The organism is Polaromonas sp. YR568 (genome assembly GCF_900116715.1).
Lineage (GTDB): Bacteria > Pseudomonadota > Gammaproteobacteria > Burkholderiales > Burkholderiaceae_C > Polaromonas.
Window position 1 is genome coordinate 376,513 of sequence record NZ_FPBM01000002.1, and the last position, 25,820, is coordinate 402,332.

6 protein-coding genes are annotated in these 25,820 nt (G+C 65.1%); 1 reads left to right on the forward strand and 5 read right to left on the reverse strand.

Features of this window, described 5'->3' with window-relative positions:
• Positions 1-106: 106 nt before the first annotated feature.
• The 5 genes from BM408_RS06220 to BM408_RS06240 form a co-directional block, all read right to left on the reverse strand.
• The gene (locus BM408_RS06220; protein WP_175541705.1) at positions 107-6,295 is read right to left on the reverse strand and encodes a YDG domain-containing protein; all 6,189 of its coding nucleotides are present in this window, start codon (positions 6,293-6,295) and stop codon (positions 107-109) included.
• Positions 6,296-6,618: 323 nt separating this feature from the next.
• The gene (locus tag BM408_RS06225; protein ID WP_092128011.1) at positions 6,619-18,987 is read right to left on the reverse strand and encodes a YDG domain-containing protein; all 12,369 of its coding nucleotides are present in this window, start codon (positions 18,985-18,987) and stop codon (positions 6,619-6,621) included.
• Between the two features lie 361 nt (positions 18,988-19,348).
• Positions 19,349-20,032, reverse strand: a complete 684-nt coding sequence (locus BM408_RS06230) for a response regulator (protein ID WP_092128523.1) — start codon at positions 20,030-20,032, stop codon at positions 19,349-19,351.
• 16 nt (positions 20,033-20,048) lie between these two features.
• Complete coding sequence (locus tag BM408_RS06235) at positions 20,049-22,262, reverse strand: CHASE domain-containing protein (protein ID WP_175541706.1); 2,214 nt, start codon at positions 22,260-22,262, stop codon at positions 20,049-20,051.
• A 14-nt stretch (positions 22,263-22,276) separates the two neighbouring features.
• Positions 22,277-23,560: an ABC transporter substrate-binding protein gene (locus tag BM408_RS06240; protein ID WP_092128015.1), complete on the reverse strand. Its 1,284-nt coding sequence runs from the start codon at positions 23,558-23,560 to the stop codon at positions 22,277-22,279.
• A 243-nt stretch (positions 23,561-23,803) separates the two neighbouring features.
• On the opposite strand from BM408_RS06240, the gene BM408_RS06245 reads away from it, so the two are divergent.
• Positions 23,804-25,807 (forward strand): sensor histidine kinase, encoded by a 2,004-nt coding sequence (locus BM408_RS06245; RefSeq protein WP_254774721.1) that lies wholly within the window; start codon positions 23,804-23,806, stop codon positions 25,805-25,807.
• Positions 25,808-25,820 lie beyond the last annotated feature (13 nt).

Sequence of the window (25,820 nt, forward strand, 5' to 3'; positions counted from 1 at the left end):
GTTTGAGGGCCGCTGGCCCCCACCCCTGCCCTCCCCCAGCGGGGGAGGGAGTAAGCAAGAGTGGCGTTCTGAAATGGCTTCAGGCCTTGTACCCCTGCCTTTGAATTTACTTTTCGTCTGTATTGCCAGCCTCGGCCGCTGCGGCAGCCAGCGCATCAGCGGCAGCGCTGCCGCCAAAACCACCACCGGGTGCACCCACACCGGCCAGGGCCTGCATGGCGCTGTCATAGGCACCGACCAGCGTAAGGCCGCCCAGCGAGGCCGAGCTGGCATCCACCGCCGTAATGCTGAGCGCGCCGCTGGTGAAACCCAGCGCGTAGTTGCCCGAGATCGAGTTCAGGCCACCGGGCGTGATGAGGTAATTGCCCGCAGCAACAGCGCCTTGCGACGAGCCGCCGTAAGCCAGAGTGCCGCCTATATCGGAGACGGAGTCGCCCGCTACAAAGCCGCTGTAGCTCACGCCCTTGCCGCCGCTATAAGCCACGCCGTCATAGTTCTTGCTGTCGCCGGCGGCCGTTACCGTCAGCGCTTTGGGCGTGATGGTTGCCGTCGTCGTTGCCGTGGTGTTCAGCAGGTTGTAGTTGCCCGCATCCGTGCCGCCAACGGCGATGCTGTTCACCCCTACCGATTTACCGGCGCCGGCATTCTTGTCGGCAAAGGATGCGGCGCCCGTGACGCTCAGCACATCGCTGCCCAGGCGGTTGTCGCCATAGCCTACGGTAGCAGCTGTCGTACCGTCGTAGACCTTGTTGACGCCACTGGCCGTCACCGTCAGGTCGGCCTTGTTGATCGTGCTCGTCGTGTTGTTGGCGTAGCTGACGTTGTAGTTCGCGTTATTGACACCGTCGCCTACCGTCACACCCGCTGTCGTCACCGTCTTGTTGCCAACGCCAAAGTTCTTGTCGGTAAAGGCGAAAGTGCCACCCGTGAGGCTGTCGCCGCCAAACACAGTGCCACTGGTCACCACGGCGGTGCCTGCGGCGCTGGTTGTGCTGTCATAGGTTTTGGTGACGTCGGAAGTCGACAGGGTTACGTTGGCCCTATTGATGGTGCTGGTCGTGTTGTCAACGTAGCTGATGTTGTAGTTGCCGTTGTTCACGCCGTCGCCCACCGTCACGCCACTGGTGGCCACTGCCTTGTTGCCGGTGCCGGCGTTCTTGTCGGTAAAGGCAAAGCTGCCGCCCGAGGTGTTGTCGCCTGCGAACACCGTACCCGCCGTGACGACCACCGCACCGGTCGCACCTAGCGTGCCGTCGTAGGTCTTGGTGACGTTGCTGGTCGACAGCGTCAGGTTGGCCTGGTTGATCGTGCTGGTGGTGTTGTCTGCATAGGTGACGTTGTAGTTGTTGCCGCCGTTGCCGTCAGTCACCGTCACGCCGGCGGTGGTGACCGTCTTGTTGCCGCTGCCGACGTTCTTGTCGGTAAAGGCAAAGCTGCCGCCTGAAATGCTGTCACCCGTGAACACAGCGCCGCTGGCGACCGTCGCCGTGCCCACGGCGCTGAGCGTGCCGTCATAAGTCTTGGTGACATCGTTGGTGGTCAGCACCAGGTTGGCCTTGTTGATGGTGCTGGTGGTGTTGTCCGCATACGTGACGTTGTAGTTGGCGTTGTTCACGCCATCGCCCACCGTCACGCCGGTGGTCGTCACCGTCTTGTTGCCTGTGCCGGCGTTCTTGTTGGTGAAGGCGAATGTGCCGCCTGTGGCACTGTCACCGACGAACACCGTACCTGCCGTGACCACTACTGAGCCAGCCGCACCCGTAGTGCCGTCATAGGTCCTGGTGACATCGCTGGTGGATAGCGTCACATCTGCCTTATTAATGGTGCTGACCGTGTTGTCGACGTAGGCAATGTTGTAGTTGCCCGTGACATCGACATTGCCGCTGTCCTTGATGGTCAGGCCGCTGGCTTGCACCGTCTTGTTGCCGACGCCGAAGTTCTTGTCGGTAAAGGCTTGTGTGGCGGCCGTGTTGACCACTTCGCCCGCGCCGGCGCCTGCCAGTGTGCCCACGGTGCCCGAGCCCGCAGCGGCCAGTGTGCCGTCGTAGGTCTTGGTCACCGCATCGGCCGTCACCGTCAGGTTGGCCCTGTTGATGGTGCTGGTGGTGTTGTCGACGTAGGCAATGTTGTAGTTGCCCGTCACATCCACGTTGCCGCTGTCCTTGATGGTCAGGCCGCTGGCCTGCACCGTCTTGTTGCCCAGGCCAAAGTTCTTGTCGGTAAAGACCTGCGTGGCGGCAGTGTTGACGACCTCGCCTGCACCGGCGCCCGCGAGCGTACTGACGGAGCCTGCGCCGGTTGCGCTGGCCGTGCCATCGTAGGTCTTGTTCACACCGGTGGCGGTGACCGTCAGGTCGGCTTTGTTGATCGTGCTGGTGGTGTTATCGACGTAGCTGATGTTGTAGTTGCCGGTCACATCGGCATTGCCGCTGTCCTTGATGGTCAGGCCGCTGGCACGCACCGTCTTGTTGCCGACGCCGAAGTTCTTGTCGGTAAAGGCTTGCGTGGCGGCGGTGTTGACCACTTCACCCGCACCCGCTCCCGCGAGAGGGTCCACAGTCGCGCTGCCGGCGGCGCTAAGCGTGCCGTCGTAGGTCTTGATCACGCCCGCAGCCGTCACCGTCAGGTCGGCTTTGCTGATGGTGCTGGTGGTGTTATCTACCAGTGTGAGGTTGTAGTTGGCCCCGCCGTTGCCGTCTGCCACCGTGATGCCGCTGACGTTCACCGTCTTGCCGGTGCCCACATGCTTGTCGGCAAAGGCAAAGCTGCCGCCGCTGAGCAGATCGCTGCCCTGCAGTGCACCGCCCGTCACCACCGCCGAGCCGGCGGCCGTGGTGTCGCCGGTATAGGCGCGGCTGACGTCGCTGCTGCTCACGGTCAGGTTGGCCCGCGTGATGGTCAGGTTGCCGCCGACGATGTCCAGGCCGCCCTGCTGAGTGGAGTAGTAGCCGTTGTAAAAACCCGCATTGCGGCCGGTCGCAGCGGCGCCCAGCAAGCCCGGCTCGGTGTTGGTTGTTGCGGCGGCGGTTTGTGTGCCGCCGTTGTAGACCAGGCTGGCGTCGGCCGCGTCGGCCAGGGTCACCACCCTCAGCAGGCTGCGCAGCAAGGGGCCGGTGTGGCCCTCGTAGATGCGCCAGACGGCGCTGCTGCCGCCCGTGTTGGCCACGCTCCAGCCGGCGCCGGTGAAGTTGGCGCCGTTCGTGAACTGCGCGCTGGTCAGCGGCGCGGCGCCGGTGTTGCTGGAGGTCTCTCCAAACCCGAAATCGGTGGTCGAGGTGCTTGAGTTCCAGAAATTGTTGACCAAGCTGCCGAGGCCACTACCGACCAGGCCGCCGCGAAAGCCGGCGCCGCTCACTGCGCCAGTGGCATAGCTGTTGCTCACGGTGGTGGTGGCGTTGAAGAGGCCTATCAGGCCGCCGCCGGCGTGCCCCGAGGCTCCGTTGTCAACGTTGCCCGTGGCATAGCTGTTGCTGATGGTCCCGGTTTCAGCGTTTGAAAAACCCACCAGTCCCCCGGCCTCACCGGTGATGCCGGTGTTGGTCACGGAGCCCGTGGCATAGCTGGCGGTAATGGAGACGGAGGAGGAGAACGAAGTCATCAAGCCCACCAGACCGCCGACGTAGAGCGGGCCGGTCACCGCACCGGTGGCATAGCTGTTGGAGATGGCGCCGCCGCTGAGGCTGCCCACCAGACCGCCCACACGCCTGGCGCCGCTGTTTCCGGTGGCGTTGACGCCCACCGTGCCTGTGGCATAGCTGTTGTCTATGGTCGTGCTGCTCGCGCTTCCGACCAGGCCGCCCACACCGGAAGTGCCGGCGACTGCGCCGGTGCCCAGCACCGCGCCGGTTGCGTAGCTGCCGGTGATGGTGCCGCCACTGGCGGCCCCGGCGAGTCCGCCGGCTTGTGAGATCGACGGGTTGCCGGTCACGGTGACCGAACCCGTCGCGTAGCTCGCACTGATGTTGGATGGATTCATAAAACCCACCAGTCCACCGACAAACGAACCCCCGCTGCTGACGTTGCCGCTCGCGTAGCTGGTGGCAATGCTGGAAGACACGGGCAACTGGCCCACCAGCCCGCCGGCCATGCTGGAGGCGCCGGCGGCGGTAACCGCGCCGGCTGCGTGGCTGCCGGTGATGCTGAGCGCGAACCCAAATCCCACAAGCCCGCCGACATTCGCGGACGTGCCACCGCCGGAGACCGCGCCCGTGGCGTAGCTGCCGGTGATGGCGGCGGAGTTTCCCGCATTGCCGACCAGCCCGCCCACCCTGGCGGAATTGCCCGAGCTGCTCACATTGCCGGTCGCATAGCTGTTGGATATCTTCCCGCCGCTGCTGAAGGCCCCCACGAGGCCGCCGGCACTCTGGCCGGAGCTGGCGTCACCCGTCACGGCGCCAGTGGCGTAGCTGTTGAGGATGGACATATTGCCGCCATGCCCCACCAGGCCGCCGAAAGTGACGCTGCCGTTCACGGCGGCCGTGGCATAGCTGTTGTAGACGACGGTGTCGGTGATGGCGGCGGCGCCGCCCACCAGGGCGCCGACGCCGGTGAGACCGGTGAAGCTGCCGCCGGCCAGACCCACGTTGCCGACGCGCGCACCGGTCTCCAGCCTGCCGAAGAGGCCGACCTCATTGACACCCGGCCGGTTGACCGTGAGGTTGCTGATGTTGTGGCCCAGGCCGTTAAAGCGCCCGCTGAAATTGGCCAGGCTGGTAAAGCCCGCGCCCGAGTTCCATGTGCTGGTGGCGCTGGCGTCTATGTCGCTGCCCAGCACAAAACGGGCCGCAGGGTTGCCATACATGCCCTGCAGGTCGTTGCCCGAAAGCACACCCTCCGCGCCCAGGCTGTTGACGATGGTGTAGGCCTCACCGTTGATATTGAGGCTGGTGCCCGTGGCCATGTCGACCCGGCCGGTGAAGCCGCCGGGGCCCAGCGCCATCTTGACCAGCCCGCCCGCGACGGCCGCGTCGGCGCCGTTGGCGGTGCCGGTGTTCATCACCAGGCCCGCGCTGCCGGTGGCCGAGGCCACGGCGTTGAAATTGACGTCGCGCGCCGCCGTGAGCGTCAGTGTGTTGGCGCTCCAGCTCACCGCGTCATTGATATTGATATCGCCATTGCCCGCTGCGGCGCCGCCGCTGCTCAGCAGGGTGACATTGGTGGTGCCCAGGTTGGCGCTCAGGTCGGCGCCGGTGATGTCGCCGCCGCTGGCCGCGACCGTGTAGTCCTGCGGGTCTATCAGCCACTGGCCGGTCCGGCCGCTGGCTGCCTGCGTGGTCACGCGTGTGCCGGCGGCTACCTTGACGTGGGCGGCGCTGGTTTCGATAAAACCGCCGTCGCCGCCCATACCGTCGGTGTTCGGTGCGCTAGCGTCCAGCGTGCCCGCCACGTTAACCGTGCCGGTGTCCATATCGCCCATCAGCATGATGCGGCCGGCTTTGTTCTGTATCGTCTTCGCTTCAATCACGCCGGTGTTGTTCACCGTGGCCGCCGTCAGGCTATTGAGTGCCTTGGCGCCGAGCAGCACCTGCCCGCCATCGGCTTTGATCAGCTGTTTGTTCTCGGCCAGGGCATTGATTGCACCTTGATCGATGCTGTAGCCCAGCAGGCTGCCGTTGTCGAGATTCAGCGTGACCTTGTTGCCGGCGGCCAGAAGTGCTGTGCCCAGGCTCGCCGTCATCACGCCTTCATTGCGCACTTCAGGCGCCAGCAAGGCGAGGTAACCGCCCTGCCCTGCATTCAAGGCGCCTTGATTGATGACGGAGCCTGAGCCCGAACCTGTGAACTTGTAGTTGCCGGCTTCAAAGTCGGCATTGCTCAAGCTCAGGGTAGAAGCCACCAGGCCGCCGACGTTGACTTGCGAGCCTGCGCCAAACAACACGCCGTTCGGGTTCAGGATAAAGACCTGGCCATTGGCAGTGAGGCTGCCCAGCAGCTCGCTTGGGCTGCTACCGATGATGCGGTTCAGCGCAATCGCCTGCGCGTTCGGCTGGTTAAACACCAGCGCCTCGTTGGCGCGGGTGGAAAGCGAGGTCCAGTCAATCGCCAGTTTCTGGGTGGTCTGGTTAATGGTGGTGGTCACCCCTGAAGTGGCGACCGTGCCCGCTCCAGAAACAACAGCCGCATTCGCCGCATCCGCCGCCTGGGCCTGATGCATCAAAGCCGACAGCGGCACCAGCATCAGCAAGGCGGCTTTGTTGCGGGCTGAGCCGGCCTTGCCGCGCCCCCTGGCGTTTTCCGCCACCGCCACCCAAAGATTCAAAGCCGCATTCCACACCAGGCGGTAGATACGGTTCATGCTGGCATGGGTTTTCATCGGGAACTTTCAAGGCCGTAGCCAACAAGACGGAAATGCGCGGCGTCCGTCCCCGAAGAGATGCGCTCTTATGGCCTTGATTTTGTGCAGGCTTGCCCCACGCAGCAATACTGCCAATGCAGTAGAGGCGGACGGCCAGGCGTGTCAGCGACGCGCCTGAGCCTGCCGAAGATCTTCGACAAGCCGAGCCCGAACGGGAGAGGCCCCTACATCAGCAGGCGCCGTGGAACCGGCTTTGCCGGGCCGCAGGCGCCGCCCCCTGAGGGGGGAGCAGGCTACACGAAGTGAGCCTGAACGGGGGGAGCCTACTTCTCGTCTGTATTGCCAGCCTCAGCCGCAGCCGCTGCCAGCGCGTCCGACGCAGCGCTACCGCCGAAACCGCCGCCACCACCACCGAACGAGCCGCCCAGGCCTGCCAGCGCCTGCAGCGCTGCGTCATACGAGCTGACGAGGCCGGCGTTACCGACGGCCGCCGTGCTGGCGTTGGAGGTCACGATGCTGAGTCCGCCATTCACAAAAGCCAGGGCATAGTTGCCCGAGATCGAGCTCAGGCCGCCCGCCGAGATCACATAGTTGCCCGCGGCGACGGCCCCTTGCGAAGAACCGCCGTAAGCCAGCGCACCGCCGATGTCGGAGACCGAGTCACCCGCCACAAAGCCGTTGTAGCTCACGCCATTGCCGCCGCTGTAGGCCGAGCCGTCATACAGCTTGGTGTCGCCGTTGGCCGTGACCGTCAGCGCCTTGGGCGTAATGCTGGCTGTGGTGCTGGTGGTGGTGTTCAGCAGGTTGTAGTTGCCGGCGTCCGTGCCGCCCAGGGCGATGCTGTTCACGCCCACCGATTTGCCGGTGCCGGCGTTCTTGTCGCCAAACGCGGCAACGCCCGTGATGCTCAGCACATCGCTGCCCAGGCGGTTGTCGCCGTAGCCCACGGTGGCGGCGGTGCCGCCGTCATAGACCTTGTCCACACCGCTGGCCGTGACCGTCAGGTCGGCCTTGTTGATGGTGCTGGTCGTGTTGTTGCTGTAGGTGACTGCGTAGTTGCCATTGTTCACGCCGTCGCCCACCGTCACGCCGCTGGTCGTCACCGTCTTGTTGCCCGTGCCGGCATTCTTGTCGGTAAAGGCAAAGCTGCCGCCCGTCAGGCTGTCGCCGGCAAACAGCGTGCCGCCGGTCACCGTGGCCGTGCCGACTGCCGAGGTAGTGCTGTCATAGGTTTTGGTGACATTGCTGGTGCCCACCGTCAGGCTGGCCTGGGTCACGCTGGCCTGCTGCGTGCCGCCGGTGAAGGTGTAGTTGCTGGCCAGGCCGCTGCCGTCGGTCAGGCTCAGGCCCGCGACCGTCAGCGTCTTGTTGGCGCCCACGTTCTTGTCACCCATGGTGGCGGTGCCCGCCAGGCCCAGGGTTTCGCTGCCCACCAGGGCGCCAATGGTCAGCACACCGGCGGCCACGTCGGCCGTGCCGTCATAGCTGCGGGTGCCCGACACGCTCACGGCAAACGGGTTGATGGTGCTGGTGGTGTTGTCGGCGTAGGTGACGGCGTAGTTGCCGTTGTTCACGCCGTCGCCCACCGTCACGCCGCTGGTCTGCACCGTCTTGTTGCCGTTGCCGGCGTTCTTGTCGGTGAAGGCAAAGCTGCCGCCCGTCAGGCTGTCGCCGCTGAACAGCGTGCCGCCGGTCACGGTCGCGCTGCCAGCCGCCGACGTGTTGCCGTCGTAGGTTTTGGTGACGTTGCTGGTGGACACCGTCAGGCTGGCCTGGTTGATGGTGCTGGTGGTGTTGTCCACGTAGCTGACGTTGTAGTTGGCGTTGTTGACGCCGTCGCCCACCGTCACGCCGGCCGTCGTCACCGTCTTGTTACCGGTGCCCGCGTTCTTGTCGGTGAAGGCGAAGCTGCCGCCCGTGGCGTTGTCACCGGCGAACACCGTGCCTGCCGTCACCACCACCGCGCCTGTAGCGCCGGTCGTGCCGTCATAGGTTTTGGTGACGTCGGAGGTCGACAAGGTCACGTTGGCCTTGTTGATGGTGCTGGTCGTGTTGTCAACGTAGCTGATGTTGTAGTTGCCGTTGTTCACACCGTCGCCTACCGTCACGCCTGCTGTCGTCACCGTCTTGTTGCCGGTGCCTGCGTTCTTGTCGGTAAAGGCGAAGCTGCCGCCCGAAATGCTGTCACCGCCGAACACGGTGCCGCTGGACACCACGGCCGTGCTCGCAGCACCTAGCGTGCCGTCATAGGTCTTGGTGACGTTGTTGGTGGTCAGCACCAGGTTGGCCTGGTTGATGGTGCTGGTGGTGTTGTCGGCATAGGTGACGTTGTAGTTGTTGCCGCCATTGCCGTCAGTCACCGTCACGCCGGCGGTTGTGACCGTCTTGTTGCCGGCGCCGACGTTCTTGTCGGTGAAGGCGAAGCTGCCGCCGGAGATGCTGTCACCCGTGAACACGGTGCCGCTGGACACGGCTGCCGTGCCCGCAGCGCCGGTCGTGCCGTCATAGGTTTTGGTGACGTTGTTGGTGGTCAGTACCAGGTTGGCCTGGTTGATGGTACTGGTCGTGTTGTCGGCATACGTGACGTTGTAGTTGGCGTTGTTCACGCCGTCGCCCACCGTCACGCCGGTGGTCGTCACTGTCTTGTTGCCTGTACCGGCATTCTTGTTGGTGAACGCGAAGCTGCCACCCGTGGTGTTGTCGCCTGCAAACACTGTGCCTGCAGTGACGACCACCGTACCTGCCGCGCCGGTTGTCCCGTCGTAGGTCTTGGTGACATCAGACGTCGACAAGGTCACATTGGCCTTGTTGATGGTGCTGGCCGTGTTGTCCACGTAGCTGATGTTGTAGTTGCCCGTGACATCGACATTGCCGCTGTCCTTGATGGTCAGGCCGCTGGCCTGCACCGTCTTGTTGCCGATGCCGAAGTTCTTGTCGGTAAACACTTGCGTAGCGGCCGTGTTGACCACTTCACCCGCACCGGCGCCTGCCAGCGTGCCGACGGTGCCCGAGCCCGCAGCGGCCAGTGTGCCGTCGTAGGTCTTGGTCACCGCATCGGCTGTCACCGTCAGGTTGGCCCTGTTGATGGTGCTGGTGGTGTTGTCCACATAGCTGACGTTGTAGTTGCCGTTGTTGATGCCGTCACCCACCGTGACGCCCGTCGCCGTCACCGTCTTGCTGCCCGTGCCGGCATTCTTGTCGGTAAAGGCAAAGCTGCCGCCCGTCAGGCTGTCACCGCCAAACAGCGTTCCGGCCGACACCGTGGCCGTGCCGGTCGCCGCCGTCGTACCGTCATAGGTCTTGGTGACGTTGTTGGTGGTCAGCGTCAGGTTGGCCTGGTTGATGGTGCTGGTGTTGTTGCTTACATAGCTGACGTTGTAGTTGTTGTTATTCACGCCGTCACCCACCGTCACGCCGCTGGTCAGCACCGTCTTGTTGCCCGCACCGACGTTCTTGTCGATAAAGGTGAACGCGCCGCCCGAGGTGCTGTCACCCGCGAACACGGTGCCCGCCGTCACCACCACGGTACCGGTGGCAAAGAAGCCGCCGTCGTAGGTCTTGGTGACGTCTGAGGTCGATAGGCTCAGGCTGGCCTTGTTGATGGTGCTGGTGGTGTTATCCACATAGGCGATGTCGTAGTTGCCCGTGACGTCGACATTGCCGCTGTCCTTGATGGTGACGCCGCTGGCGCGCACCGACTTGTTGCCAATGCCGAAGTTCTTGTCGAGGAAGGCCTGGCTGCCTGCGGCATCCACCACTTCACCCGCGCCGGCGCCTGCCAGCGCGGCAACCGTGCCCGTACCGGTTGCACTGGTCGTACCGTCATAGGTCTTGGTCACGCCGTTAGCCGTGACCGTCAGGCTGGCCTTGTTGATGGTGCTGGTGGTGTTGTCGACGTAAGTGATGTTGTAGTTGCCTGTCACATCGACGTTGCCGCTGTCCTTGATGGTCAGGCCGCTGGCCTGCACCGTCTTGTTGCCAATGCCGAAGTTCTTGTCGGTAAAGACCTGCGTGGCGGCCGTGTTGACCGACTCACCCGCACCGGCGCCTGCCAAGGTGCCGACGGAGCCCGTGCCGGTGGCACTGGTCGTGCCGTCGTAAGTCTTGGTCACGCCGGTGGCGGTGACCGTCAGGTTGGCCTGGCTGATCGTGCTGCTGGTGTTGTCTGCGTAGCTGACGTTGTAGTTGGCGTTGTTGACGCCGTCGCCCACTGTCACGCCGGCTGTCGTCACGGTCTTGTTGCCCGTGCCGACGTTTTTGTCGGTGAAGGTGAAGGTGCCGCCCGTGCTGGTGTCGCCCGCGAACACCGTGCCGGCCGTTACCACCACAGTACCTGCCGCACCCGTCGTGCCGTCGTAGGTCTTGGTGACGTCGGAGGTCGACAAGGTCACATTGGCCTTGTTGATGGTGCTGGTGGTGTCGTCCACATAGGCAATGTTGTAGTTGCCCGTCACGTCAGCGTTGCCGCTGTCCTTGATGGTCACGCCGCTGGCGCGCACGGATTTGTTGCCGATGCCGAAGTTCTTGTCGAGGAAGGCCTGGCTGCCGACGGCATCCACCACTTCACCCGCGCCGGCGCCTGCCAGCGCAGCCACGGTGCCCGTGCCGGTGGCGGTGGTTGTGCCGTCGTAGGTCTTGGTCACACCCGTGGCCGTGACCGTCAGGTCGGCCTTGTTGATGGTGCTGGTGGTGTTGTCGACGTAGGCAATGTTGTAGTTGCCGGTCACATCCACATTGCCGCTGTCCTTGATGGTCAGGCCGCTGGCCTGAACCGTCTTGTTGCCTATGCCGAAGTTCTTGTCGGTAAAGACTTGCGTAGCGGCGGTGTCGACGACTTCACCCGCGCCGGCGCCTGCCAGTGTGCCGATGGAGCCCGTGCCTGTGGCGCTGGTCGTACCGTCGTAAGTCTTGGTCACACCAGTCGCAGTCACCGTCAGGTTGGCCTTGTTGATGGTGCTGCTGGTGTTGTCAACGTAGCTGACGTTGTAGTTGTTGCCGCCATTGCCGTCATTCACCGTCACGCCGGCCGCCGTCACGGTCTTGTTGCCCGCGCCAAAGTTCTTGTCGGTAAAGGCGAAGCTGCCGCCCGAGAGGCTGTCACCGCTGAACACGGTGCCGCTGGACACCGCTGCAGTACCCGCGGCGCTGGTCGTACCGTCATAGGTCTTGGTGACGTTGTTGGTGGTCAGCACCAGGTTGGCCTGGTTGATGGTGCTGGTGGTGTTGTCGGCGTAGCTGACGTTGTAGTTGGCGTTGTTGACGCCGTCACCCACTGTCACGCCCGCAGTCGTCACGGTCTTGTTGCCGTTGCCAACGTTTTTGTCGTTAAAGGTGAACGTACCGCCTGTGCTGTTGTCGCCCGCGAACACTGTGCCCGCCGTCACCACCACCGTGCCTGCCGCACCGGTTGTGCCGTCGTAGGTCTTGGTGACGTCGGAAGTCGACAGGGTCACGTTAGCCTTGTTGATGGTGCTGGCCGTGTTGTCGACGTAGGCAATGTTGTAGTTGCCCGTTACGTCGGCGTTGCCGCTGTCCTTGATGGTCACGCCGCTGGCGCGCACCGTCTTGTTGCCAATGCCGAAGTTCTTGTCGAGGAAGGCCTGGCTGCCTGCGGCATCCACCACCTCACCTGCGCCGGCGCCTGCCAGTGCAGCCACGGAGCCCGTGCCGGTGGCGGCGGTTGTGCCGTCGTAAGTCTTGGTCACCGCATTGGCCGTCACCGTCAAGTCGGCCTTGTTGATGGTGCTGGCCGTGTTGTCCACATAAGCAATGTTGTAGTTGCCCGTGACGTCGACGTTGCCGCTGTCCTTGATGGTCACGCCGCTGGCGCGCACGGACTTGTTGGCTATGCCGAAGTTCTTGTCGAGGAAAGCCTGGCTGCCGGCGGCGTCCACCACTTCACCGGCGGCCGCGCCAGCCAGCGCAGCCACGGTTCCCGTACCGGTGGCGGCGGTTGTGCCGTCGTAGGTCTTGGTCACGGCATTGGCCGTCACCGTCAGGTCAGCCTTGTTGATCGTGCTGGTCGTGTTGTCGACGTAGGCAATGTTGTAGTTGCCCGTGACGTCAACGTTGCCACTGTCCTTGATGGTCAGGCCGCTGGCCTGCACCGTCTTGTTGCCGACGCCGAAGTTTTTGTCGGTAAAGGCTTGCGTGGCGGCCGTGTTGACGACCTCACCCGCACCAGCGCCGGCGAGCGTGCCGACGGTGCCCGAGCCCGCAGCGCTGGTCGTGCCGTCATAGGTCTTGGTCACGGCGTCAGCCGTCACCGTCAGGTTGGCCTTGTTGATGGTGCTGCTGGTGTTGTCTGCGTAGCTGACGTTGTAGTTGTTGCCGCCATTGCCGTCATTGACCGTCACGCCGGCCGCCGTCACCGTCTTGTTGCCGGTGCCCACGTTTTTGTTGGTGAAGGCAAAAGCGCCTCCGCTGGCGGTGTCGCCGCCCAGCAGCGCCGTGCCGGCCGTGGCCACGGCAGTGCCGGCGGCCGAGGTCGTGCCGTCATAGGTTTTGACGACGTCGCTGGTCGTCAGCGTCAGGTCGGCTTTGGCGATGTCCAGCCCGCCGCCGATGATGTCGTAACCCTGCTGGTTAGAGTAATAACCCGTGCGGTAGCTGCCCGCGTTGCGCGCGGTCACGTTGCTTCCCGACACACCCGCGGTGGCGGTGGTGGCGCCTGCCTGCGTGCCGCCGTTGTAGGTCACGCTGGTGTCGGCCAAAGTCAGCCCGGTCAGGAAGCTGCGCAGCAGCGGGCCGGTGTTGCCTTCGTAGATGCGCCATGTGGTGCCGTCGCCGCCGACGTTGCTGGCGTTCCAGCCGGCGTCGGTAAAGGTCTGGGCCTTCATCATGTCCGCGGTGTTTTTACCCACGGCGCCCGCACCGCCCGAACTGGTGCTCTGGCCGCTGGTCTGCATGTCCCAGAAGCTTGCCGTGACACTACCGTCCTGGCCTCCCACCAGGCCGCCGGTGGTGGTGCCGCTCACGCCGGTGGACGCATAGCTGTTGACCACAGTGCCAAAGTTGGTGCCCACCAGGCCACCCACCGTGTCCCCGCTGACCGCACCGCCCGTTGCATAGCTGTTGGTGATCGTTCCGCCGTTAAAGCCCGTCAGCCCGCCGACAACAGCATTGCCGGTGATGGTCGTATTCATGACATAGCTGTTGGTGATGGCTCCAACGCCTTGCCCGGCCAATCCGCCGACCCGGTAGTGCCCTGTGATACTGCTGTCTACCAACCCGAGGTTGCTGATCGCGCTGAACGCCGTCGTCGCCCCGAACAATCCGACAAAGTCAGTGGCCGCCCGGTTGATGGTCAGGTTGCTGATGGTGTGGTTCTGCCCGTTCAGGCTGCCTGAGAACTCGGAGAAGTTGGCACCTATAGGGGTAAAACCCTCACCCGCATTCCAGTTGGCCGTGCCGCTGGCATCGATGTTGTTGGCCAGTTTGAAGTTCTTGTCCCGCATGCCGGCGGAGCCCGCGCCCTGCAGGCCGTAGATGTCGGCGATCTGGTAGGCCGTGCCGGTGCTCAGGCCGTCGCCGCCCAGCACGCGCACAAAGGTGCCGCCGGTGATGCGGAAGTCACCCGCGGAGAAGGTGGGCAAAGTGCCGGTCTGGCTGAAGGTGCCGGCCTTGAGGTCAAACACGCCGCTGACGTTGATGGCCGCCGGGGCAAGGATGCTGCCCTGGGCGCTGAGCGCCAGGCCTGCGGCGCCGATGGCGCTGTTCAGGTTGATGTCGCCCGCCGTGGCCGTGAGGTTGATGTTGTCATTGGTGGCAGCAAAGGCATTGCCCACCGTGATGCCCGAAGCGGAGCTAGAGGTGAGGCTGACGTTCTGCGCCGAGCCGCTGTCGGTGCTGATGCTGAAATTGGCGGTGTCTATCGCGTTGGCGGTGCTGATGCTGATGTCACCCGTGGCGCCGGTGGTGGACAGCGTCTGCAGGCCGCTGACGTCGGTGCCCAGCGCGATGCCGTCCTGCGACGAAGCGGTCAAGGTAGTGGCCGTGATGTTGTTGTCGGTGCCGTTGGCGTCGGTGATGGCACCTAGAGCGGCCGTGAGCGTCACGCCCGAGCCGGAAACGGTTTTCACGTCCAGGTTGCCGGCCGTGGCCGTCAGGTCCACCGTGCCCGTGGTGGCGACGTTCTCGATACTGCCGCCGTTGGCCAGGGTCGCGTTGATAGCCCCGGAAGTGCTGGTGGCGGTCAGCGACGTCGCGTCGGCGTTCAGGCTGATGCCGGTGCCGGCATTGGCCGTAAGCGCGCCCGCCGTGACCAGGCCCGTGCCGCTGATGCTGCCGCTGCCGGCGGCTAGCTGCACCGCGCGCGTGGCATTGCTGACGGCGGCATTGAGCGCCAGGCCGTCCGCGCCACTGAGGGTCAGCGTTCCGTCGGCCACAGAAACAGGCGCGGTCACCGTCAAGGCGCCGACCGTGGTGCCCACGGCTACATTGCCGGTGCCGGTGGTCGACACACCGTTGATGGCGCCACCGGGAGCGGTGCCGCCTGCAAAGGTCACCTGGTCAATCGCCAGCGCCTTGTTGTTGCTGATGCCGATGTTGGTGCCGGCCACCGCTGAGAGCGCATTCACACTGGTGTTGAGGCTGTTGTCGCCGCCCGCGCCGTCGCCGATGTAGCCGCCGGCCCGCACGGCCAGGTTGTTGCCGGTGAGCGCCGTCGAGGTGGCGGCCTGCTGGATGTTCGCGCCGGCTGAAACGTAAATGTCGCCGGTTGTGGTCTGGGCACTTGCGCTGCCCGAGAAGATGACGTCGCGCCCGGCTTCAAGGCGGATATTGCCGTTGATGGCCGACAGCGTGCCCAGGTTGTTGATGGTCAGGTCGTTGCCGCCGCCCGCGCTCAGGCTGATGTTGCCGGCGCCGTTGCGGCCCAGGCCGCTCACCGTGAGCGCGCCGTTGCTGGTGGCGATGTCCAAGTCTCCCGTCGTGAACAGATTCTGCACCTGGGTGCCGACCAGGCTCACCGCGCCGCCACCATAAATGACGCGTACGTTGCCCGCGCGCGTGGCGACGTTGCCGGTCGCGTTGCGTGCCGTGCCCGTCACCGGGATGATGCCCAGGCGCTGGCTCAGGTCGCCCGCTCCCGTGCCCGCGCCTATGCCGCGGTTGGCCGTCACGGCAACCGTCAAACCATTGAACCAGCCGCCGGACACCTGCTGCACATAACCATCCGCGGCGGTCACAACCACCGCTTTGCTGGCCCCTGCGGCGCCACCGGCCAGTGCGCTACCGCCAGTCGCGTCGATGCTGCCTATAGCCACATTGTGGTTGGTGCCGCCCGCGGTCACCGTCACGCTGCCGCCCGCGCCACCGTTATTGAGCAACAGGGCGCCGCCGCCCACGGCATTGCCGCCCTTGGCGTTTGCGTTGCCGGCCAGGCTGACGCTGCCGTTGCTGGCCGTCATGGTGATGTTGCCCGCGGCGCCTATGGAGCACAAGGCGTTGTTGCTGCAGCCTGCATTTTCGACAAAGCTCAGGACGTTGCCGCTGCCGGTGATGTCGGCATTGGTGCCCGTGGAAGTGATGGCCACCGTGCCGCCTGTGCCTGAGGTGATGGTCGCGCTGCCGTAGTTGGTGTTGACGCGGTTGAGCGAACCCGCACCGCCGTGTGCGTCGAGGTTGCCGAACTGGATGGTGGCGCCCGCGCCTACCGTGCCCAGGGTGACATTGCCGGCATTGCCGCCGTTGCTGCCGGGGTTGGAGTTGGCAACGTACCTGCCGCCCCAGGTGCCGATGGTGCCCGTGGTGATGGATGCCGCGCCCGTGCCGGCCGTGGTCACGATGACGGTGCCGCCGCTGCCGCCATTGCCGACGTAACCCGCCTGCCCGCCCTGGGCGGCAAGGTTGCCTACGCTGATGGCGCCGGCGCCGGTGTTGCCGGTGTTCCTCAGCGTGATGTTGCCGCCGTTGCCGCCGGTGCCGAACATCCAGGCAAAGTTGGTGCCGCCGCCGCTGCCGTTACCGCCGTTGGCCAGCACATTGCCGCTGATGGCGATGCCGGCGCCCGGGGTGGCCGTGGTCACCGTCACATTGCCGCCGCGGCCGCCGGCGTTGGCGGCATTGCCCGTGGTGCTGTTGGCATTGGCGTTGCTGCCCTGCGCGGTGAGGTCGCCTGTCACGGTGATCGAGCCGCCATTGGCGCCGCTGGTGCTGAGCTGGATATTGCCGGCATTCGAGCCGTTGGTGTCCGTGCCGCCGGGTGCGCCCGACGTCACGATGGCGCTGCTGCCGCTGCCGGAGGCGGTCAGGGTCCGGCCCGCGCTGATGGTCACGTTCGCGCCCACGGTGGATACCGTCGCCGCGTTTTGCGCATAGTGGTCGTCGGCGGCCAGCGTGATGGTGTTGGCGCTGCCGCCGGTGGTGCTGACGGCGCTGTTCAGCGTCAGGTTGTCCGTTGCGCCGCCTGAGTCGACAGTGGCCAGCGAGATCGCGCCGCCCGTGCTGCTGACGCCGACAACCGTCCCGCCCCCACCGGGGAAGGGCAAGCCGTGGTGTGTGGAGGCCGTACCCACCGTCAACGCGCCGGTGTTGCTCACCGAAATCGCACCCGGCGCCACTGCGGCGAGCGTGTTCACCTGGGTGTTGAGCGTGTCGTCACCCGCCACCGCAGCAGCGCTGTTGCCGATATAACCGCTTGACTGTATGACGAGGTTGTTGCCGGTGACGGCAACGCCGGTGCCGCCCTGCTGGATGTTGCGTCCCCCCAGGTAGACGTCAGCCGAGGCGTTGATGGCGCCTGTGCCGTTAAAGATGATGTCCTGGCCGCCGCTAAGCTGCACGTAGCCGGCGGTAACGGTAGAACCGTTGCCGATGGTGATGTCCCGGCCAGTCAGTTTCACATTGCCGCCGTTGGTGCTGATGCCCGCGCCGTTGGCCAGGCTGATATCGCCTGAGCTGGCGGTGGCGTTTACGCTCAGCGAGCCATTGCTGCTGCTGATCGACTGGTTGATGTTGATGTTGTTGGTGGCAAGCAAGGTCAGCGAGCTGCTGTTTGAGCCGGTATAAGTCACGGCGTCAACGACCGTGATGTTGCCTGCGGCTCCGCCATCTGCATTATTGGTGGTGATGACCACGTCGTTATTGGCCAGCGCGGCCGTGAGGGACGCGGTGGTCAGCAGCGAATCATCCACCGCGCCGCTGGCGGTAAAGGGCTGGCCCGCGCCGCCGTCGGCGCTGCTGTCGCCCACGGCATAGCCCGCAGCGGCATCCGCGCTGGCGTTGTCGACGGCGATCCAGATATTGGTCGGGTCCAGCAGCAGCGTGCCCTTGTGGCCATTCGCCGCCGAGGTATCGACCTCGCCCTTGAAGGCCAGCAGGCCCTTGCCTGACACCTCGACAAAACCGCCGTTGCCGCTGCCCGTGCCGCCCTTGGCCGAGATGCTGCCGTTGTAGCGCGTGGTGCCGTCAGACCAGACAATCACCTTGCCGCCGTCGCCCGAAGTGATGGCGTCGGCGTTCACGTTTGCGTCCGCACTCACATAGGTGGCCGAGGCGTTTTTGACCGCCGCATTCTTGCCCTGGAAGTCGCCGCCTATCAGTGCGGTGCCGCCGCCGGCATCGCCCGAGACATCGACGCTGGCCCCATCAAACAGGCCCACCTTGTCGCCGGTGATTTGTACCTTGCCGCCGCGCTCGCCCGCGCCCTTGCCGCTGGCGTCCAGCGTGCCGCCCACATGCACCACACCGCTGTCGCCGCCTTCAAGGCGGATCACGCCGCCCTGGTTGTTCAGGGTCTTGGCTTCAATAATGCCGGAGTTGTTGACCACCGTGCGCAGCAAGGCGTCTGTGGCGCTTGCCGTCAGGAACACCTGCCCGCCGTCGGCCTGGATCAGGTGCCGGTTGTCGGCCAGTGCATTGAGGGCCGCCTGGTCGATGCTGTAGCCCAGCAGATTGCCGTTGTCGATGTTGAGGGTGACCTTGTTGCCGGCCGCCAGCAAGGCGACGCCCAGCCTCGCGGCTATCACGCCTTCGTTGCGCACTTCAGGCGCCAGCAGCGCGATGTAGCCGCCGTCGGCCGCCGTCAGCGTACCCTTGTTGACCACCGAGCCCGAGCTGCCCGAACCGGTGAACACGTGCCTGCCGGCCATGAAGTCGGCGTTGCTCATGCTGAGGGTCGAAGCCACCAGGCCGCCGACGTTGACCTGCGAACCGGCGCCAAAGAGCACGCCGTTCGGGTTCAGGATAAACACCTGGCCGTTGGCCGTGAGGCTGCCCAGCAGTTCGCTGGGGCTGCTGCCGGTGATGCGGTTGAGCGCAATCGCCGCCGCATTGGGCTGGTTGAAGATGAGGGCTTCTTGCGCCGCGGTGGACAGGCTGGTCCAGTCGATGGCCAGGCGCTGGCTGGCCTGGTTGATGGTGGTGGTATTGCCCAGCGTGGAGACATTGCCCGCGCCGGCAGACACGCTGGCATTGGCCGCATCGGCGGCACGCGCCTGGTGCGTGATCACGGCCAGCGAAGCCAGCAGTACCAGCGCCGCGCGGCAGGCGGTGTTCAGCGTAAATCCTGAGGCGCCCCCGCCCCCTTCAGCTTCAGCCGCCCCGGCCGGGGCCGAACCAAACAGCACACTGCTGCGCGCTGAACCGCCCTTGCCCCGCCCCTTGGCGTTTTCCGCCACCGCCACCCAGAGGCTGAGTGCGGCGTTCCAGACAAGACGGTAAATGCGGTTCATGCTGGCGTGGCTCTTCATGGCGATGGTCCTCCGGAAAATAAACAAGGGCGACTCGCGGCTACGGGCGCGCCAAACGGGCGCACGGTCGTAACCGTGACAAAACGTACAAATCGTAAAAGTCCGCCCGCCGCCTGTATGTCCCCAATTCTGGGGACGCGGCCTGTCACACAAGGTGAAAATTTCCCTTTTAAACCGGGCGTTTAGGCCGCCAAAACGCCGTATTCACCGGCTACCGGAAGCAGGAGGAGTTTTCCGCACGCAAAGGATTTTGTGTAACAGAAGCGGCCGCTGCAATACTGCCGATGCAGTAGAGGCCCAAGCCGCCCACCGGCTTGCCCCAAAAAACTAGGGACAAACCCGAACAGGAAATATTGGAGGTTCAGGCCGGCGTGTAGTACCCACGCTGTACCGCGTAGGCCGTGATCTCCGCCGCGTTGCGCAGCGAGAATTTTTCCATCAGATTTTGCCGATGGGTGCGTACCGTCAGCACGCTGATGGCCAGCAGCTCGGCGATCTCGCGGTTGCTCAAGCCGCGCGCCACCAGCGACATGATCTCCCGCTCACGCGGCGTGGCCACGAGGACATCACCGGTGCCATCGGCGCGCGCAACCTTCGGCAAAAACGCGGCGGCGATGTTGCCGCTGACGTACTGGCGGCCGGCCAGCACCGCATGCACGGCCTGCAGCAACTCGGCGCTGTCTTCGCTTTTGTGCACATAGCCGTCGGCGCCCGCCGCCAGCGCCTGCCTGACGGAGTTGGCCTGCAGGTCGCCGGTGAGCACCAGCACCTTCACGCTCTCGGCAAACTCGGCCTTGATGGCCGAGGCGATGTCCACGCCGTGCAGGCCGGGCAGGCCCAGGTCCAGCAGCAGCAACTGGGGCAGTAACTGCCGCACCAGCGCCTCTACCGCCTTGCCGTCACCCGTCTCCGCGACGACTTCAAAACCCGGCTGGGTGGACAGCAGCATCTTCAGGCCGTCGCGCATCAGCACGTGGTCTTCGGCAAGAATGATCCGGGTGCTCGTGCTTGTGCTTGTTGTTGTGGTGGTGGCAGTGGATGTCATGGTGATGCTCATTGGCTCATTGAATGCTTTTGATCAGTGCGGCCAGCACACGCGGCTCCACCGGTTTGTAGACCAGGCGCAAGCCGTGGCGGGCCGCCTCCGCGATGGGTTCGGCCGAAGTGTCGCCGGTGATGATCACCGCGGACACCTGGCGGGCCAGGCGGCGCTCCACCGCCTCGACGACCTGGATGCCTGTGACGCCGGCGCCCAGTTGGTAGTCCGTCAATACCAGCGACAGCGAGTCTCCCTGCGCGGCCGCGGCCTCCACCGCTTCCTCCAGTGTGGCGGCCACCCGCACCGGATGGCCCCAGGCGTCCAGCAGGCGCTGCATGGACTCACGCAACTCGGGGTCGTCGTCGACCACCAGCACGCTGCCGATGAAATGGTCGTCCAGGTCCGCGGGCCCTGAAGCCAGGGGCTCGGGCGCCGGCGCGCGCGGCAGCGTGACAGAAAACACCGAGCCCTTGCCGGGCGTGGAGCGGACCTTGATCTGCCCGCCCAGCAGCTGCACCGAGCGCGAGACGATGGCCAGGCCCAAGCCCAGGCCGTGCTCGCGGTCGCGCGCCACATTGGGCACCTGGTAAAACTCGCCGAAGATGCGCGCTCGCTCTTCGTCGGCGATGCCTATGCCGGTGTCGAAGAACTGGAATTCCAGCGCGCCCCCGCGCGGGCGGCAAGCGATCAGGATGCGGCCCTGGTCGGTATAGCGCACGGCATTGGCCGCCAGGTTGGACAGCACGCGCGCCAGCACCAGCGGGTCGCTGTCGACCCAGAGGCCGCGCGGCGCCAGCACCTTGAAGCCCAGCCCCTTGGCCGCCGCCGGCCCGGCAAAAGCATTGCTCAAATCGGCCAGCAGGCCCGCCACTTCCACCGGCCGCCGCGCAACCTCCACCGTGCCGCTGTCCAGCCGCGACAAGTCAAAAAGGCCATTGAGCAGGCGGCCCAGCCCGTTGAGCGCCAGTTGCAGTCGTTTGGCGATGTGGCCCACTTCCCCGCCTGGAATCTGCTCGCGCCCGGCCATGGCCTGCAAGGTGGCCACAAAAAGGCTGAGCGCCTGGATGGGCTGGCGCAAGTCGTGGCTGGCGACCGCCAGGAATTGCGACTTGGCGCGGCTGGCCGCTTCGGCGTGTTCTTTGGCGGTGCGCAGGCTTTCGGCGGCGCTCAGCGCGCGCATGCGCCGGCGCAGCACAAACCAGGTGAGCAGCGCCAGCATCACGCTGGCCGCCGCGCCCAGGCGCGCCACCAGTTGCAGCTTGCTGATGGCAATCGCCGTGGTGAAGTTGGGCAGCGAGCGGGCGGTCAGCGTCCAGCCGTAGCCGCCGACTTCCACCTGCTGCGTCGCGTAAAACAGCTTGACGGCCGATTCACCGCCCACGCGGTCGCTGTAGGTGTCTATCAGCTGGTCGTCGCCCTGCCCCGCGCCGTCATACACCTCGACGGTGATGTTGGCGCGCTCGCCGAGGATGTTGTCCATCAGCCCGTCCATGCTGAAGGCGGCGTAGATCCAGCCGGCGATGTTGGCGCGGCGCTCTGCCACGGTGCTTTGCGGTTTGCCGTTTTTGTAGACCGGCAGGTACATGCGGTAGCCGGCCTGGACTTGCGCCGCGTCTTCCTCGGGCAGCTTGACCTTGTTGGAAATCGCAATGCCGCCGCTGTCGCGCGCGGCCTCCATCGCGGGGCGGCGCGAGGGCTCTGAAAAATAATCCGTGCCCAGCGTGCTGAGAAAGGTCGAACCCGTGGGCTCAAAGTACAGCGCCGAGGTGCTGGCGCCGTTTTCACCGGGCGGCTGCACCGTGTAAGCCGGAAAGCCCTGGCTGCGCACCGACGCGATGTGGCGCTCGCGCTCATTGGGCGGCACGATCAGCGCAAAGCCCATGCCTTGCAGGCCCGCATGGTTCTGGATGCGCAGGTTGGCCACAAAAGACTGGAAGTCGCCGCGCTGCACCTGCTCGGAGGTGGCAAACAGCCCGTGCGTGGCACGCAGCGCCTGCTCGTAGGCCAGCATGCGCTCGCGGAACAGGCTGGTGGTCTCGCGCACCCGGGCTTCAAATTCGCCCTGCAGCACCTGCTCGATCTCGCGGCGCTCACGCTCCCAGAAATACCAGGCGGCGGCCAGGGCCAGGCCCAGCACCACGCAAGGCAGCAGGTAGCTGAAAAAACGCAGGCGCCTGAGTGACGAAGGCCGGGCTTTCTGGGCGCCGTTCAAGGCACCGGGTGAGGAAGTGAGCATGTTCGCCATAAGCCCTAGCGCTGGTAAGGCAGCAGGATGCGCTCGGCCTCGGCCTGGGCATCCTTCAGGGCCTGCTGCGGCGTTTTGGCGCCGGTGAGCGCCGCCGCCAAACCGGCGTTGAGCGCGCGCGTCACGCGTTGGTTCTCATGCGTGGAGAGTTCGGCCACGGCCTGCGGCAGCTGGTCGCGCGCGACGGCTGCCTGCGGGAAATTCGCCATATAACTTTTCATCGCGCCGGTTTCCCAGGCGGCCGGGCTGACGGCGATGTAGCCTGAGTCAATGCCCCAGCGCGCCGTGCGCTCCGGCGCGACCATCCACTGGATAAAACGGAAGGCGGCTTTTTGCTGCGCCGGCGAGCTTTTGCGGAACACATAAAAATTGCCGCCGCCCGTGGGCGAGCCAAAGCGCTTGTTGCCGGGCAGCATGCCCACGCCGAAATCAAAACCGGCTTTGGCCTTGAGGTTGCCCAGGTTGCCGCTGGTGGTCCAGATCATCGCGGCCTTGCCGTTCAGAAAGTCATTGGGCGTGATGCCCCACTCGACGATGCCGGGCGGGTGCACCTTCTGCTCGCGCGAAAGGTTCACCCAGTACTGCAGCGCCTCAACCACGGCGGGCTTGTCGAAGTAAGTTTTGGTGCCGGCGGCATTCATCAGCTCCGCGCCATTTCCCGTGGCCAGACCCTGGAACAGCCAGTAGGGAAAGCCGGACGACGGAATCTGCACGCCCCACTGCGTGGTGTTGCCGGCCGCGTCGCGGCGGGTCAGTTTGCGCGCGTAGTCGGCCATCTCCGCCCAGTTGCCGGGCGGGCGCTCCGGGTCCAGGCCGGCCTGTTTAAAGAGTTCCTTGTTCCAGTAAAGCAGGATGGTTGAGCGCTGGAAGGGAATGCCCCAGGTCTGGCCGGCGGCGCGGCTGTTGGTCATCAGCGCCGGGTAAAAGCCGCGCAGCCAGGCCACGTCGGCGGCATTGGCGACCAGGTCGTCGAAGGGCACGATGGCGTTGGCGTCGATCAGCGTGTACATGTCGACGGCGAATAGCACAGCCGTGTCGGGCGGCGTGCCGCTTTTGTGCGCCGTTAGCGCCTTGACGATGGAGTCTTTGTAGGTGCCGGTGTAGATGGGCTTGACGCGGATGTCGGGGTTGCCCTTTTCAAAATCAGCGGCCAGCGCCGAAATGCTTTTGGCGACCGGGCCGCCCACCGCGATGGGGAAGTAAAAGGATATCTCGGTCGGCTCGGCACGGCTGGCGCCCGTAAAGGCCAGGGCCATCGCCAGCAGCGCGGCTTTTAATATGTTTGACATGGCTTCCCAACCCGTTCATCTGGCTCTTGTTTTTTTCCGCCGCCCTTCGGCCCACCGCACGCCGCCGCTGGGTGGCATGGTAAAGCGCTTATGTGAACTTGTCTGTCACTATTTTTAGGGACAAGGCCGCTTCATGGTCGCCCGCAGAATCGGGCATCGGGCAAAAGCAGGTACGCACAGGTGATCCACCAGCTACTGTTTTTATAGCTGCTTACGCCCTCATACATTGGGCTGGAGGCCGATTTGCCTGCTATTTCGCCTCGCGGGAGGCCTGGACTCGAGCGGCGAAACGGCCGCCACACGCTGCTTGCGCAGATCGCGCTGCTGCTGGCGCTGGCCGCCCTGGCCTCTTTTTCCTCTGCAGCCGGCCCACGCCCTGACCAGGCGGTCCAGCCCCTGCACTTCACCGAAGCAGAGCTTCTTGCCGTGCCGGGCCACGGCTTTTCAGCGCCGCCCTATGCGCTGGACCCGCTCACGCCGCAGGGCGCATGGGAGGCCGTCACCCTGCCCCACGTCCTGCCGCGGCAGTTGATTCCCGGTAACGATGATGCGCAGGAGCCGCAGACCGTCGTCACCTGGTACCGGGTGCAGGTGCCGGCCCGCCCTGCTTCGCCCAACCCTCAATATTTCTACATCCCGCGCTGGAAGAGCGACGGGCAGATCGCGGTCTACGGCGACGGCCGGCTTCTTTACCAGTCCCATGCCAACCTGCTATGGAACGGCTCCAACCACCCGCTGTGGATTGCCCTGGACGAAACCGCCGGCGTGCCGCCGGTGCAAACACTTGTGCTGCGCATCGAGCGGCTGCGCGCCACCGGCGGCGCGATTTCCAGCATGTGGCTGGGCAGCGAGGCCGACATCGGCTGGCGCTACCGCGTGCGCGATGCGCTGCAGGTCCAGCTGCCGCTGATGACCAGCGCGGCCTTTCTGGCCGTAGGCATGTTTGCGCTGTCGGTGTGGTTGCGGCAAAGGCGGAGTTCAGGGGGTGCTTCGCCCGCAGGAGCATCCCTGTACCTGCTGTTTTTCATCATCTCGGTGGTGTCCTATATCCGCTGCCTGCACTACTACGTGGGCCTGCAGCGGCTGCCGGTGTCCGACGAATGGTTTGGCTGGTTCACCGTCAACTCGCTGTTCTGGCTGATCGCCGCGGCGCACTTCTTCATTGTCCGGCTGCACCGCCACCAGCAGCCCTGGCTGGACCGCTCTGTCTTGTTGCTTGCAGCGGCAGTCGGCACGCTGACGCTGCCGGTGTTCGCAAGCGCCTGGCCGGGCGCCACCATGCTGGCGCCGCTGATCTATCTGTTCCTGCTGGTCATGGGTACGGTGACTTTCGGCTGCGGCATGCTCAACGCCTGGCGCGCCCGTTCACGCGACGCCATTTTGCTGGCCGGCTGGAGCCTGCTGGGCATGGTGATGGGCGTGTACGACTGGCTGCTGCAGAACAACCATGTCAGCGTGGAAGGCAGCTTCCTGGGCTCCTATGCCAACGTAGGCGCATTTTTTATCTTTGTGTACATCATGTTCCAGCGCTACACCCGCGCGATTGAAGAGGCCCTCCAGGTGAACGCCGGGCTGGAACAACGCCTGCAGGCGCGCGAGGCCGAGCTGAACCGCAGCCACGCCCTGCTGCGCGAAGTCGAGCAACGCCAGATGCTGAGCCAGGAGCGCCAGCGCCTGATGCAGGACATGCACGACGGACTGGGCTCCTCGCTGGTGAGCGCCCTGCGCGTAGTTGAGGGCGGGCGGCTGGAGGACATCCAGGTGGCCGAAGTGCTCAAGAGCTGCATCGACGACCTCAAGCTGGCCATCGACTCGATGGAGCCGGTGGAGGCCGACCTGCTCCTGCTGCTGGCCACCCTGCGCTTTCGCCTGGGCAGCCGGCTGGAAAGCACCGGCATCACGCTGCGCTGGGAGATCAGCGATGTGCCCACACTGGATTGGCTGGACCCGCGCAACGCGCTGCACATATTGCGCATCCTGCAGGAGGCTTTCGCCAACATCCTCAAGCACGCTCACGCCACTGAGATACGCGTGACCACAGCCGCAGGCGACGGCTGGGTATGTGTCGGCATCATCGACAACGGCAAAGGCTTTGCCGTGGAAGAGGCGCTGGGCAAAGGCGGCAAGGGTTTGTCAAACCAGCGCCGCCGCGCGCAGGCCATTGGCGGCGACGTGGCGTTTGAATCGTCGGCAGCCGGCACGCGGCTGACCTTGCGCCTGCCGGTGCAGCGGCCTGTGGCGGCCTGACCGGGCAGCCCGC

Excerpts from the sequence above, each read along its gene's own strand:
- BM408_RS06220 (WP_175541705.1), bottom strand. The coding sequence starts at position 6,295 with ATGAACCGTATCTACCGCCTGGTGTGGAATGCGGCTTTGAATCTTTGG.
- BM408_RS06225 (WP_092128011.1), bottom strand. The coding sequence starts at position 18,987 with ATGAAGAGCCACGCCAGCATGAACCGCATTTACCGTCTTGTCTGGAAC.
- BM408_RS06230 (WP_092128523.1), bottom strand. The coding sequence starts at position 20,032 with ATGACATCCACTGCCACCACCACAACAACAAGCACAAGCACGAGCACC.
- BM408_RS06235 (WP_175541706.1), bottom strand. The coding sequence starts at position 22,262 with ATGCTCACTTCCTCACCCGGTGCCTTGAACGGCGCCCAGAAAGCCCGG.
- BM408_RS06240 (WP_092128015.1), bottom strand. The coding sequence starts at position 23,560 with ATGTCAAACATATTAAAAGCCGCGCTGCTGGCGATGGCCCTGGCCTTT.